A 14,404-nucleotide genomic window follows, 5' to 3' on the forward strand; every position below is an offset into this window, starting at 1 on the left:
TACCACGAAAATCAAAATTTTTCTTGTTCTCTTTATAGCTTTAAAGAGTAAAACCGTTTTCATTTCAGCTAACTTTCCTTCAGCTATTTCAAGGAAAATATGGTATAATACCAAAGATTGAGGTGAATTATGGAATACAAATTATTTGAAGAATTTATTACGCTCCAAGCCCTCCTAAAAGAACTTGGAATTATACAAAGCGGTGGTGCTATCAAATCCTTTTTAATAGATCATCAAGTTTACTTTAATGGTGAATTAGAAAATAGACGTGGGAAAAAAATCCGTATTGGAGATACGATTGACATTCCTGATTTAAAGATTGACATCACCTTGACAAAACCAAGTTTAAAAGAGCAAGAAGAGTATCAAGCAGATAAGATTGAGAAAGAGCGAATTGCTAAACTTGTCAAAGAGATGAATAAAAGTGTCAAGAAACAAAAAACTTCTTCATCGCCTAAAACCAAACAAGCTCCACGTTTTCCAGGAAGATAACCATGTGGCTCCAACATTTAACAATTAAAACCTTTCGAAACTACAAAGAGGCAAAAATTGATTTCAATCCAAAATTAAATGTCTTTCTAGGTCAAAATGCACAAGGAAAAACCAATATTCTAGAAGCAATCTATTTCTTGGCCTTGACACGTAGTCATCGGACTCGTACAGATAAAAATCTCATTCATTTTGATAACGAGCAACTCCATCTTTCTGGCTTGCTACAGAAAAAAACAAGCTCTATCCCTCTAGAAATTGATTTAACGCCAAAAGGGCGTGTGACTAAGGTCAATCACTTAAAACAAGCTCGCCTATCAGACTATATCGGACATATGAATGTTGTCCTCTTCGCACCTGAAGATCTCCAGCTAATTAAAGGAGCGCCCTCTGTCCGTCGAAAGTTTATAGACATCGAACTAGGACAAATTAAACCAATCTACTTGTCAGACTTGTCAAACTATAATCACATACTCAAGCAAAGAAATACTTATCTAAAATCCAGCCAGAAGATTGATGAAACATTTCTGTCAGTCTTAGATGATCAGTTAATAGAGTATGGTTGTCGCGTTATAAAGCATCGGATAAAATTCATTAAAGACTTAGAGAAATTTGGTCAAAAAAAACACTTAGAAATTTCAAATAAATTGGAAGAGTTGTCAATATCTTATCAATCATCTGTCAACTTCACTGATGAAGAACAGCTAACAAATTCTTTTAAAATTGCTTTGGAGAAAAGCAGATCCAGAGATTTATTTAAAAAGAATACTGGAGTTGGCCCTCATCGAGATGATATTTCTTTTTATATCAATGGTATGGATGCTAGTTTTGGAAGCCAAGGTCAACATCGTAGTCTTGTTCTCTCTATCAAACTAGCAGAGATCGAGCTAATGGAAAGTATTACCAACGAGTCTCCGATACTCTTGCTCGATGATGTTATGAGCGAACTTGACAATACACGGCAACTAAAATTACTAGAAACCATTTCTCAATCTATCCAAACCTTTATTACAACAACAAGTTTAGACCACTTACAAAACTTGCCAGAAAACCTTAGTATTTTCAACATTCAAAAAGGTAAAATTTCTGTAAATCAAGATTGACAACTTTGTAAACAAAAAGAACTCCTGAAAATCAGGAGTTCTTTTTTACTACTTACATAGAGTAGTTTGGTGCCTCATTAGTGATTTGTACATCATGAGGATGGCTTTCTTTTAGACCAGCCCCAGACATTTCAATAAATTGAGCGTTGTCGTGTAATTCTTTAAGGTTAGCTGCACCACAGTAACCCATACCAGAGCGAATACCACCAATCATTTGGAAGACAATATCAGCTGCTGCACCTTTATAGGCAACACGTCCTTCAATTCCTTCTGGAACAAGTTTGTTTGCTTCATTGACAGAACCTTGGAAGTAACGGTCACTTGAACCTTTCTTCATTGCAGCGATTGATCCCATACCACGGTAAGTTTTAAACTTACGTCCTTGGAAGATTTCCGTTTCACCTGGTGCTTCGTCTGTTCCAGCGAACATTGATCCAAGCATAACCGCATTTCCACCTGCAGCAAGGGCTTTTACAATATCTCCAGAATACTTGATTCCACCATCAGCAATGATTGTTTTTCCATATTCACGCGCAACTGCTGCTGCATCATAGATTGCTGTCACTTGTGGGACACCAACCCCTGCAATCACACGAGTGGTACAGATAGAACCTGGTCCAATACCGACTTTGACAACATCTACACCTGCATCATAAAGAGCACGCGCACCTTCTGCAGTGGCAATATTACCCGCAATCAAAGTGCGGTCTGGGAAGTGAGCACGAATTTCAGCAATTTTACGTAGAACACCAGCAGAGTGACCATGTGCAGTATCAATTACAATCGCATCCGCTCCTGCTTCAAAAAGAGCCTCTGCACGTTCAAATGTATCTGAAGTGACACCTACCGCACCAGCAACTAGAAGACGACCAAACTCATCTTTTGCTGCATTAGGAAATTCAATTACTTTTTCGATATCTTTAATAGTAATCAAGCCAGAAAGACGACCTTCTTCATCAACCAAAGGAAGTTTTTCAATACGGTGTTCTTGAAGAATGCTTTCAGCTGTTGCAAGGTCTGTACCAACAGGAGCAGTAACAAGATTTTCACTGGTCATATGGTTTGAGATTGGCTGATTGTAATCTGAAATAAAGCGAAGATCTCGGTTTGTTAGAATACCAACCAATTTACGATTTTCAAGTGTCTCCACAACTGGAACACCACTGATACGGTAACGTCCCATCAGTTCATCTGCTTCAGCAATCGTGTGTTCTGGAGTCAAAAAGAATGGATCAATAATAACACCATTTTCAGAACGTTTTACCTTGCGAACTTCATCTGCCTGTTGCGCAATAGACATGTTTTTATGGATTACTCCAAGACCACCTGCACGAGCAATGGCAATAGCCATTTGACTTTCTGTGACTGTATCCATGGCGGCTGTTATAATTGGGATATTTAAAGTCAGATTATCTGCCAATTTTGTTGTTAAATCTGCATCATTAGGCAACACATGACTTTCTGCTGGAATGAGCAATACATCATCAAAGGTAAAACCTTTTTTTAAAAATTTAGTATCCCAATTAGACATTCAAGTTTCCTCTTTTCTTTCTTTTTGAGCTTGACTCTTTTTGTATTGTATCTATCATACCATTCTATGAAAATTTGTCAATTATATTTATGGTAGAAATCATAAAAAAACTATCCCTGTGATCCTATGGAAGAGATAGTTTTACGATTCATATTTTATCTATTATTTAAAATAATTTAGTCCCATTGCTCCCTTAACTTCAGATAGAGTTTGCCCCGCAACCTCACGCGCTTTCTCACTACCTTTTTGAAGCATATTGTACACTTCTCCCATATCCTTAGCAAATTCGATACGGCGCTCACGAATAGGACCAAGTTCGCGTTCTAATATTTCAAGTAGATAACGTTTCGTCTTCACATCACCAAGACCACCACGTTGATAATGTTCTTTCATATCCGCAATTTCTTGAGCATCTTCTGGACGACCAAACACATCTAGATAATGGAAAACCATGTTTCCTTCAATCTTACCTGGATCCTCCACTCGAATATGATCCGAATCAGTATACATGCTCATGACTTTTTTACGCAACGTATCCGCATCATCTGCTAGATAAATACCATTATTAAGGGATTTAGACATTTTAGCATTTCCATCTAGACCTGGCAAACGCCCTGCTCTCTCATTTTCTGGATAAATACCTTCCGGCTCCACCAAGACCTCACAATTATAAGCATGATTAAAGGAACGAACAATCTCACGAGTTTGCTCAATCATTGGTTTCTGATCTGTCCCAACAGGAACATAATTAGCCTTGAAGGCAGTAATATCTGCTGCTTGCGCAATCGGATAAACCAGAAATCCTGTCGGAATACTTTCTCCAAACCCTTTCTGAGCGATCTCTGTTTTCACTGTAGGATTGCGCTCTAAACGTGCTAGTGACACCAAATTCATATAGTACATAGACAGTTCAGCTAACTCTGGAATCTGACTTTGAATAAAGATGGTTGATTTACTTGGATCTAATCCAACTGCTAGGTAATCTAAGGCAACATTCCCAATCGATTCTACAATCGTTTGAGGATCTTTGGCGTGATCTGTCAATGCTTGTTGGTCCGCCAAAAAAACAAACATCTCATACTTGTCTTCTTCCTGCAGTAATACTCTATTTTTAAGACTCCCAACATAATGTCCAATATGCAGTTTTCCTGTTGGGCGATCTCCTGTTAAAATAATGGGTTTCGTCATTTTTTTCTCCTTCGAAATGGTCTCTTCAATTATAGCATTTTTTTGTTAAAATAACAGAAAATTATTTAAATCAAACGACTAACTCTTTGTAAATAAACCTGTAAATTTAATTGACATAAAATTGACAAACAAAAATTTGAATATTTCTCTCTTTTCTAGTAGAATAAATATATTACATATTATAGGAGAAAAACATTGCTTACAGTATCTGATGTTTCACTACGTTTTAGTGATCGCAAACTTTTTGATGATGTCAATATCAAATTTACAGAAGGAAATACATACGGATTAATTGGTGCTAATGGTGCTGGGAAGTCTACATTCTTAAAAATCTTAGCTGGTGATCTCGAGCCAACAACTGGTCATATCTCTCTTGGTCCAGATGAACGTCTCTCTGTTCTCCGTCAAAATCATTTTGACTATGAAGATGAGCGAGTTATTGATGTCGTTATTATGGGAAATGAAAAACTTTACAACATCATGAAAGAAAAAGACGCCATTTACATGAAGGAAGATTTTTCAGATGAAGATGGTGTTCGTGCAGCCGAACTCGAAGGTGAATTTGCTGAACTTGGAGGTTGGGAAGCAGAAAGTGAAGCGTCTCAACTACTTCAAAACCTAAACATTCCAGAAGAATTGCACTATCAAAACATGAGCGAATTAGCCAATGGTGAAAAAGTGAAGGTTCTCCTTGCTAAAGCCTTATTTGGTAAACCTGATGTTCTTCTTTTGGACGAGCCAACCAATGGTTTAGATATCCAATCGATTACTTGGTTAGAAGACTTCTTGATTGATTTTGATAACACCGTTATCGTAGTATCCCACGACCGTCACTTCTTAAACAAAGTGTGTACTCATATGGCCGACCTTGACTTTGGAAAAATCAAACTCTATGTCGGAAACTACGACTTCTGGAAGGAATCTTCTGAGCTTGCTGCTAAATTGCTAGCAGACCGTAATGCTAAGGCAGAAGAAAAAATTAAGCAATTGCAAGAATTCGTTGCTCGCTTCTCTGCTAATGCTTCTAAATCAAGACAAGCAACGTCTCGTAAAAAAATGCTTGACAAGATTGAATTAGAAGAGATTGTGCCATCTAGTCGTAAATACCCATTTATCAACTTTAAAGCAGAACGTGAGATTGGTAATGATCTCTTGACAGTAGAAAATCTAACTGTAAAGATTGATGGCGAAACTATCCTAGACAATATTAGTTTCATCTTGCGTCCAGGTGATAAGACAGCTCTTATTGGACAAAATGACATCCAAACGACTGCATTAATTCGTGCAATTATGGGTGACATCAACTATGAAGGAACCGTCAAGTGGGGAGTTACTACTAGCCGTTCTTACTTGCCAAAAGACAACTCGGCTGATTTTGCAGGAGGAGAGTCAATCCTTGACTGGTTGCGTCAATTTGCAAGTAAAGAAGAAGATGACAATACCTTCCTACGTGGTTTCCTCGGTCGTATGCTCTTTTCTGGAGATGAGGTTAACAAACCTGTAAACGTCTTGTCAGGGGGAGAAAAAGTACGTGTCATGCTTTCAAAACTCATGCTCTTGAAATCAAATGTCCTTGTACTTGATGATCCAACAAATCACTTGGACTTGGAATCTATCTCAAGCTTGAACGATGGATTGAAAAACTTTAAAGAATCAATTATCTTTGCTAGTCATGATCACGAGTTCATTCAAACCTTAGCAAACCATATTATTGTTTTGTCTAAGAATGGTGTCATTGATCGTATTGATGAAACCTACGATGAATTCCTAGAAAATGCAGAAGTACAAGCAAAAGTTAAAGAACTTTGGAAAGACTAATAAGACTTCAAAACTCAGTTGGGGTAACCAACTGAGTTTTCTATCATTCTGCGAGGTAACATGAAATCATTTTTTAAAACATATTGGACCTATTTTATTTCTTTCATCATCCCTTTAGTAATTATGACTGGAGTATACCTAACTCAAGGTATCTACTGGAATAGCGATGCATCTCCACTATTAGGAGACGGTTTCCATCAATACGTTATTTTTGATGTAGCTTTACGAAATATTCTACATGGAAATGGCAGTTTGTTTTACACCTTTACAAGTGGCCTCGGACTGAATTTCTATGCTCTATCTAGTTATTACTTGGGTAGTTTTCTTTCACCCCTAGTTTACTTTTTTAATCTGTCGAATATGCCAGATGCTGTCTATCTAACCACTCTCTTAAAATTTGGATTGATTGGTCTGTCAACCTTCTTTAGTCTAAATAGATTATTTAAAGATATCCCAAAATTTTTAAAACTTGCCTTATCTACTTCCTATGCTCTAATGAGCTTCACTGTCAGTCAGTTAGAGATTAAAACCTGGCTAGATGTTTTTATCTTGATTCCTTTAATTATAACTGGTTTACACCTACTTATAACACAAAAGAAGCGCCTACTATACTTTACAAGTTTGTCAATCTTATTTATTCAAAATTATTATTTTGGGTATATGACAGCATTGTTTCTTATTTTCTGGTATCTCTGCCAAATTTCTTGGGACTTTAAAACTCGAAAATCATCTTTTCTTGATTTTGTTGTTACCTCCTTTTTAGCTGGAATGGCTAGTTTGATTATGACTCTTCCTACACTGTTTGATTTACAAACTCATGGAGAGAAGTTGACTGCCATCACAAAATTAAAGACAGATAGTAGCTGGTATTTGGATATTTTTGCAAAACAATTCATTGGATCTTTTGATACAACTAAATATGGATCTATACCAATGATTTTTGTTGGATTGCTTCCTTTTATTTTAACCATTCTATTTTTCACAATAAAATCCATAAGGTTTCACGTGAAACTTACCTATGCAATTTTCTTTACTTTTTTAATAACAAGCTTTTACATAGAAGCACTTGATTTATTTTGGCAAGGGATGCATACCCCAAATATGTTTTTGCATCGCTATGCTTGGATTTTTTCCACTCTGTTAATTTATACTGCAGCAGAAGTCTTAAATCGTCTGAAAGAACTGAAGCTATGGAATCTATTTGTCTCACTTTTTCTTGTACTAACAGGATTTTTGGCCACTGTCTATTTTAAATCACACTATTCTTTTTTAACTGATTTGAATATCCTACTCACTCTTGAATTTCTACTAGTTTATGCTCTTTTACTTCTTGCAGTCATTAGAAAATTTATCTCTGTAAATCTATTTGCAATCCTTTTGTCTTTATTTATAACAGCTGAGATAAGCTTAAATGCATCATCTCAAATGGAAGGAATAGCTAAAGAATGGGCCTTTGCTTCTCGTAGTGCCTATAATAGAGATATCACCGCTATGGAATCCATTCTAAACCAAATTGACAATCCATTTACACGTACTGAAAAACTACAAATTCAGACTGGAAATGACAGTATGAAATTTAACTACAATGGAATCTCTCAATTTTCGTCTGTACGAAATCGTTCAGCTAGCACTAGTTTGGATAAACTGGGATTCAAATCCTCTGGAACCAACCTTAATCTCCGTTATGCAAATAACAGTCTTTTAGCAGACAGTTTATTTGGAATCCAATACAATATTTCTGAAACTTCACTTGATAAGTATGGCTTTCAAGAGATTTATCAAAAGGATCATTTAACCTTATATAAAAATCAACTCTCTTTACCCATTGCCTTTGCCACTCAATCTATTTACAAAGATGTAAACTTTAACAATCACACTTTAGATAATCAGGCTTTATTTATAAACCAGCTTGCTAATCTCAACTTAGATTACTTCTCCCAAATAGCATCTGATAAAACAGATACTTCAGATGGTTTAACCAGCATCACAGGTTCTGCGAATGAAGATGCAAAGATTGATTATCAAATTGAGGTTCCTCAAAATAGCCAAGTCTATCTCTCTTTTTCAAGTCTTCATTTTACGAATGATAAACAAAAGAAAGTTGACATCATTGTCAACGGTGAAAAAAAGACTTTTACAAATGACAATGCATTTAATTTCTTTAATTTGGGTTATACTGAAGAACAAAAAACTTTCAATATCAGTATTAGTTTCCCTGGAAATTCTCAGGTGTCATTTGAATCTCCAACCTTCTATCGTTTAGATACTCAAGCTCTTACTGAGGCAATTCAAAAGATTAAAGAACAACCTGTAGAAGTATCCACCTCTAAAAATAAAGTCTTTGCTACATATGAAGTCAAACAAGATACCTCTATTTTCTTCACTATTCCTTATGACAAAGGTTGGTCTGCATACCAAGATGGGAAAAAACTTGAAATCAAGCAGGCTCAGACTGGTTTTATGAAAGTTGATGTTCCAAAGGGAAAAGGCACCATTACACTTTCCTTTATCCCCAATGGTTTTGTTATTGGAGCAGCCTGCTCTCTAACTGCCCTTCTTCTTTTTGGGATCTATAATCACAGACGAAATTTATCTAAGACAAAAAAAGATTGACCAATTCCTTGGTCAATCTTTTTAATCTTCTTCCATTTTCTTAGGTTGATAAGCTAGCATACCTAAAGCAGTAAATAAAGCTAGTGTTATAATAAGGAAAATCACTTGGTGATGAATATTTCCTGTCATAGAGATTGTTTGTCGTAAACCTGATACAGAGTAACTCATTGGTAACCAAGGATTGACACCCTTAAAGAAATCATTTGTCAAAGCAAGGGGATAGGTCCCTGCACTTGATGCTAACTGTAATAAAAGTAAAATAAGAGAGAAGAAAGCTCCTATACGGCTATTCCAAGTTGTTAAAGCTGTCACCATAGACATGAAAGCTAAACTTGTGATTACAATTAGAATCAAGGTCCTCATCTCATGGTTCGCAGTCAATCCAATAAGATGGACACCTCCATAAACTAAAACACCTGCTAAGACAGCTATAATCCCATTTATTTCAGAACGAGACTTCAACCAAGCCCAACGGCTCTCTGGATGACGTCCAGAAGGCAACTTAGCAAAAATCATATTGGTAGATATAGCAGCAACAAAAAGAGCAACTGATATCATATAAGGAGCCATGGCAATCCCATTTACAGGAACTTGGTCGTTATCTGTTTTTGAGAGAACTAGAGGTTCAGATAATGTTTCTGCATTTTTAGATTCTGTTGAAGCTGATTTGAGTTGATTATTAGCATTGCCTAATCCTTGTCCTAATGAATCAACTCCCGTCTGTAAATCTTCAAGACTAGAGGTTAAGGTTGTTCCACCAGCTGCTAGTTTTCCAGCACCATCTGCAATCTTCATGGCACCACTTCCTAGTTGGGATGCTGCAGAAAGTAACTGTGTTGATTTATCTGTTAATTGACCAGAGCCAAATTGTAATGTAGTAATACCTGCTATCAGCTCTGGACTCTTATTATTCAATTGAGCAGAACCAGTTGACAAGCTTTCTATACCTGATACTAATTCTGGAGCTTTTCCAGCTAACGCATCTACTCCAGCTGTCAAGGTTGATGTATTTTCTGTCAACTTACTTGATCCAGAAACTAATTTATCTAGACTAGTTGTTAAACTTGTATTCTTTTCACTTAGTTGATTAGCACCAATAGAAATAGTATCCAGTCCTTTAGTATAGTTTACAACACCTTTTTCAATTGACTGACTTCCAGGAACTAACTGATTATTTACAGAAGTTTGTAATGTTGTAAATCCATTTGACAAGGTTGTCAAGGAGCTAGATGCTGCAGGTAAGAGTTGATTTGCCTTCGTCTGTACATCAGATAGATTAGTTACTTGTTGTTCTGAATTCTCTATACTTTCTTTTAATCCTCCTACTGTCGTTAAAATTGTTTTTGCTGACTCAATAGTAGAATTAGAATTTTTAGAAACAGCTTCAGTCAGTTCTTTCTTTTGTTCCTCTGTGAGAGATTGATAAGTAGCTGTTGATTGAAGGTTAGCGAGAGTTTTCTCTTGTTCTGTCTGACTTTTGGTCACAATATCCTGTGCAAGAGTTGTTATATTTGGCAAAGCTTCTGACAATGTACTTTTCAGTTGAGTATTATCTGATATTGTAAGAGCTTGTAGTGTTTTATTTAGTTCTCCTAAGCTTGTTGCCAATTGCGCTATTTCTTCATTTTGTTGAGATGAGGACTCTAATTGACTTGAAATTTCTTTAATACCAGTATTTAATTGCTCCATTCCATCTCTTAGTGTATCTGATTGATTGGATAATTGACTTGTTCCGTTAGAAAGTTCTTTCACACTACTTGTATAAGCATTTACACCAACTGAAAATTGATTGAGACCTGTATCCAGTTGTGAAACGCCACCTGTATAGGACTTTATACCTGTATTTAACTGATTTACACCTGTCACCAACTCAGGAGTTTTTGAAGCTAATTGACCAAGTCCAGTGTCAACTTGTGAGACAGCATTTGTATAACTTTGTAAACCACTATTAAAAGTTCCTAAACCAATATGTAATTGCTCTATAGCAGACACATAGCTAGATAAGCCTTTTGTAAATTGATCCGCTCCATTTGAAAAAGTTACAGTTGAATTAGCTAGAGTATTAAGATTTGTCGTCAACGTTTGACTTCCCGTCACCAACTGATCGGCTCCATTAGCCAATTGTTCACTTCCCTCAGTTGCCTTATTTATTCCAGACTTCAAATCATTCATTTTTTGAAATAAAGCCTTAGTGTACGTTTCAGTAACATTAGTAGAGACGGTTTGTTTTAATTGTGTCATTGCAGAATCACTCATCTTACTTGCAATAAAGCTATGCCCACTTGACGTCTGATAATCAATCTGCATCTGTTCAGGATGATTCGTTAGGATAGAAGTAGCTTTTTCAGATAGATCACTTGGTAAAGTCACTACCATGTAGTAGTCACCATCTTCTAGTCCTTTTTCCCCTTCCTCTTCATTAACAAAGTGAAAATCTAAAGCCTTATTTTCTTTTAAATTAGACACCATGTCTTCACCAATTCTCATTGTCTGTCCATTATAAGAAGCTTCCTTATCTTTATTGACAACTGCCACAGGTAACTCCGATACTTGACCATATGGATCCCACATGGACGATAAAAATATAATGTTGTATAAAGCTGGAATAAGAGAAATCCCTATCATTACAATGATAAAGGTCGGTTTTTTAAATATTGCTTTCCATTCTTTAAACATGTTTCCTCCTTTTTTACACATATTGTCTAAAATTTTGATATAATAGATTATACATCAATAAATCTAAATTACAAGGTGAAAAATACTTTTTTAGACACATAGTCTATTTTTGTGTACGAGGAGGAATTATGAAAGAAAGTAACAAACGGTTAAAAACAAAACGAATTATCGAAAATGCTATGGTTCAATTATTGATGGACCAACCCTTTGATCAAATTTCTACTGTCAAGTTAGCAGAAAAAGCCGGAATTAGTCGTTCTAGCTTTTACACTCACTACAAGGATAAGTATGATATGATTGAACTCTACCAAAGTAAGCTATTCCATACCTTTGAGTATATTTTCCAAAAACATGCTCATCACAAAAGAGATGCTATTTTAGAAGTATTTGAATATTTAGAGTCTGAGCCACTCTTGGCTGCACTCTTATCTGAAAATGGGACAAAAGAAATCCAAAATTTCTTGAGAAATAAGCTTCACATTATGCTTAGTACCGACCTTCAGAAACGCTTTATGAAACTACAACTCACTCCAATTGAATTAGAATACAGTAGCATTTATCTAACAAATGCCCTATTTGGTGTTTGCCAGACTTGGATTGCTCACGGAAAAAAAGAAAGTCCGCAAGAAATGACAGACTTCCTTATGAAAATGTTAGGTGATGTCAGATAAAAAAAGAACACCAATGGTGTTCTTTTTTTATCTGACTCCGCCAGTAGGACTCGAACCTACGACATCATGATTAACAGTCATGCGCTACTACCAACTGAGCTATGGCGGATAAAATAGTCCGTACGGGATTCGAACCCGTGTTACCGCCGTGAAAAGGCGGTGTCTTAACCCCTTGACCAACGGACCATCTATCTGTAGCAGATATAACCATTATATCAATTTCTTACTAATTGTCAATCACTTTTTAGATTTTTTCTCTAGAATATCTTTTAGTTTGCGGACTTTTAAACGAGTAATTGGACAACGATGATCTTCATAAAAGACAACTTCTAAATTCTTTCGATCAATTTCTCTCACATTTCCCACATTGACAAGGAAAGATTTATGGGAGCAATAAAATCGCTGGGTATGTTTGTCCTTTTCCTGAATATCTGTCATAGTTCCATAGAATTCTTTAGCAAAATTCTTACCAATAATCCGAAGTTTATGAGAAACTCCTGTGGTTTCGATATACAAAATGTCATGGTAAGGAATTTTCAAATCATTTCCTTTATAGTTGTAATCAAAATAGTCTACAACATCTTCGTTTTCAAGCAGCATGCTCTTAGTGTAAAAAATACTCTGCTCGATGCGTTTTTTGAACAATTCATCATTGATGTCTTTGTCTACAAAATCTAGAGCTGATACCTGGTATTTGTAAGTTAAGGTAGCAAATTCAGATCGACTGGTAATAAAGACAATAATAGCATAAGGATTGTGATGACGGATAAACTGAGCCACTTCAAAGCCTTTTTTCTCGATTCCATGAATATCGATATCTAGGAAATAAAGCTGGTTTACTTCATCATTTTCGATATATTCCTTAAACTCACGAACTTTTCCTGTTGTCTTATATGAAATAGGAATATTCGATTCTTCCGAGATTTCATTTAATATTCTCTCTAGTCTCACTTGATGTTCAATAACATCTTCTAAAATTAATACTTTCATTCGAATTCCCTCTTAAATCTAATAATTTGTCTAAATGTGTTGTCTTCCATCTCAGTTTCTAAGATAATGTTGTCATACTTATCTAAAATCTCTTTGACATTATTGAGTCCTAGACCTCTATTTCTTCCCTTGGTAGAGAAAACTAAGGCAAATAGATCCTCTGAAGGTGTCATAGTGATTTTGCATGAATTTTGGATAACTATAACTGTTTCAAAATCCATTTTAATGACTGCAACTTCCATTTGTTTCAAATAACTATCTGCAGCACCTTCAACAGCATTGTTTAATAAAATGCTCATGATACGAACAAGATCAAGTAAATCTATTGACAGTCTAGTAATGATATCCTTTACTTCCAATGTAAACTCTACATCATTTTTTCGTGCATAGACAATCGATTGAGCAATTAAACTTCGTAAAGCTGAATCTTCTATGTTATTTAAATCAAAGTAAGTATATTTTTCTGACCTCAATTTCTGATTTGCTTTTACTAAAACTTCATTGTAAACCCTGTTAATTTCTTGTAAATCTCCACTGTCAATCGCCATTTGCATGCTGACAAGCATCCCTGCATAGTCATGACGAAAACCTCGAATTTCATTATACAACTCCACAATTTCATCAGTATAAGTCTGTAAATGCTTTTGTTCAAATTTCTTTTGTTTTAGAGCAATCTCTTTTTCAATTTGAACCTTGTGAGAATTCATTGCAAAGAAAATCAATAACAAGCAAATAAAAACAATGGTTGATAAAATACTTCCGAAGCTATTTAAATGATGAGTTGTACTTACTATATCTGAAATAAATAATAAGATATGCAAACCAAAGAAAGCAACTATTACTTTTTTTAAAAAAGGGTACAGATAATCTTTATCAAAATATTTAATATCCAGATGAAAATAACGAATTATTATTAGAATAGAAAAATAAGTCATCAACAATACTACTAAAAGAAATGTACTTTTATAATGTAATACTACTTCATCTCCTGTTATAGAAGATAAGGTTACGGATATAAAAGTATGAGTACTGTGATATAATAAAGACAGTAGTAAACTGATAAAAATAGCTTTGTATTTTTCAGACTTCTTTAACTTTCTTAAATAAAGGTACACAACCAAAGGAAATAAAAATTTAGACAAAGCAAAACTATTAGAAAATACTAGTGTAATAATTTCTTCAAGTATAAAAACTGAGATACATGTGTAACAGAAAAAAACAATTTGTTCTTTTCTATTTATTTTACAAATCCATTCATAACTTTTGCTAATGATGAGAAAATAAAAAATAGCTATCCCTAATCCAAATAAATCCATTACTCTCTA

10 protein-coding genes and 2 tRNA genes are annotated in these 14,404 nt (G+C 35.1%); 5 read left to right on the forward strand and 7 right to left on the reverse strand.

The genetic code is table 11. The annotated features are described in order from the left end of the window. Positions 1-129: 129 nt before the first annotated feature. Positions 130-492, forward strand: a complete 363-nt coding sequence (yaaA, locus tag O3655_RS09050; protein ID WP_084945033.1) for a S4 domain-containing protein YaaA — start codon at positions 130-132, stop codon at positions 490-492. Positions 493-494: 2 nt separating this feature from the next. Further along, the gene (gene recF, locus O3655_RS09055) at positions 495-1,592 is read left to right on the forward strand and encodes a DNA replication/repair protein RecF (RefSeq protein ID WP_084944234.1); all 1,098 of its coding nucleotides are present in this window, start codon (positions 495-497) and stop codon (positions 1,590-1,592) included. A 52-nt stretch (positions 1,593-1,644) separates the two neighbouring features. Here recF and guaB read toward each other — a convergent pair whose 3' ends face one another. Beyond that, on the reverse strand, positions 1,645-3,123 hold the full coding sequence (guaB, locus tag O3655_RS09060) for an IMP dehydrogenase (RefSeq protein ID WP_000073416.1): 1,479 nt from the start codon (positions 3,121-3,123) through the stop codon (positions 1,645-1,647). A gap of 162 nt (positions 3,124-3,285) precedes the next feature. Further along, positions 3,286-4,311 carry a tryptophan--tRNA ligase gene (trpS, locus tag O3655_RS09065; RefSeq protein WP_000165463.1) on the reverse strand — a complete coding sequence of 342 codons (1,026 nt, stop codon included), beginning with the start codon at positions 4,309-4,311 and terminating at the stop codon, positions 3,286-3,288. Between the two features lie 195 nt (positions 4,312-4,506). Here trpS and O3655_RS09070 point away from each other — a divergent pair, with 195 nt between their 5' ends. Then, positions 4,507-6,129, forward strand: a complete 1,623-nt coding sequence (locus O3655_RS09070; RefSeq protein WP_084945032.1) for an ATP-binding cassette domain-containing protein — start codon at positions 4,507-4,509, stop codon at positions 6,127-6,129. A 60-nt stretch (positions 6,130-6,189) separates the two neighbouring features. Next, positions 6,190-8,742 (forward strand): YfhO family protein, encoded by a 2,553-nt coding sequence (locus tag O3655_RS09075; protein ID WP_247925685.1) that lies wholly within the window; start codon positions 6,190-6,192, stop codon positions 8,740-8,742. Between the two features lie 21 nt (positions 8,743-8,763). Here O3655_RS09075 and O3655_RS09080 read toward each other — a convergent pair whose 3' ends face one another. Next, entirely contained in the window at positions 8,764-11,418 is a 2,655-nt protein-coding gene (locus tag O3655_RS09080) for a YhgE/Pip domain-containing protein (protein WP_084945030.1), read from the reverse strand. Positions 11,419-11,546: 128 nt separating this feature from the next. Between O3655_RS09080 and O3655_RS09085 the strand changes: the two genes are divergently transcribed. Next, positions 11,547-12,089 carry a TetR/AcrR family transcriptional regulator gene (locus tag O3655_RS09085; RefSeq protein WP_049477913.1) on the forward strand — a complete coding sequence of 181 codons (543 nt, stop codon included), beginning with the start codon at positions 11,547-11,549 and terminating at the stop codon, positions 12,087-12,089. Positions 12,090-12,124: 35 nt separating this feature from the next. Here O3655_RS09085 and O3655_RS09090 read toward each other — a convergent pair. From O3655_RS09090 to comD, 4 genes are all read right to left on the reverse strand, one after another. Then, positions 12,125-12,198 (reverse strand) — tRNA-Asn (locus O3655_RS09090). A 5-nt stretch (positions 12,199-12,203) separates the two neighbouring features. Beyond that, positions 12,204-12,275: transfer RNA gene (locus tag O3655_RS09095), tRNA-Glu, on the reverse strand. 51 nt (positions 12,276-12,326) lie between these two features. Further along, positions 12,327-13,079, reverse strand: coding sequence for a competence system response regulator transcription factor ComE (comE, locus tag O3655_RS09100; RefSeq protein ID WP_000866079.1), 753 nt, complete (start codon positions 13,077-13,079; stop codon positions 12,327-12,329). Further along, positions 13,076-14,395 (reverse strand): competence system sensor histidine kinase ComD, encoded by a 1,320-nt coding sequence (gene comD, locus O3655_RS09105; RefSeq protein ID WP_371641309.1) that lies wholly within the window; start codon positions 14,393-14,395, stop codon positions 13,076-13,078. The genes comE and comD overlap by 4 nt, the downstream gene beginning before the upstream one ends. Positions 14,396-14,404 lie beyond the last annotated feature (9 nt).

This window comes from Streptococcus sp. 27098_8_70, assembly GCF_041432215.1.
GTDB classification, from domain to species: domain Bacteria; phylum Bacillota; class Bacilli; order Lactobacillales; family Streptococcaceae; genus Streptococcus; species Streptococcus oralis_CP.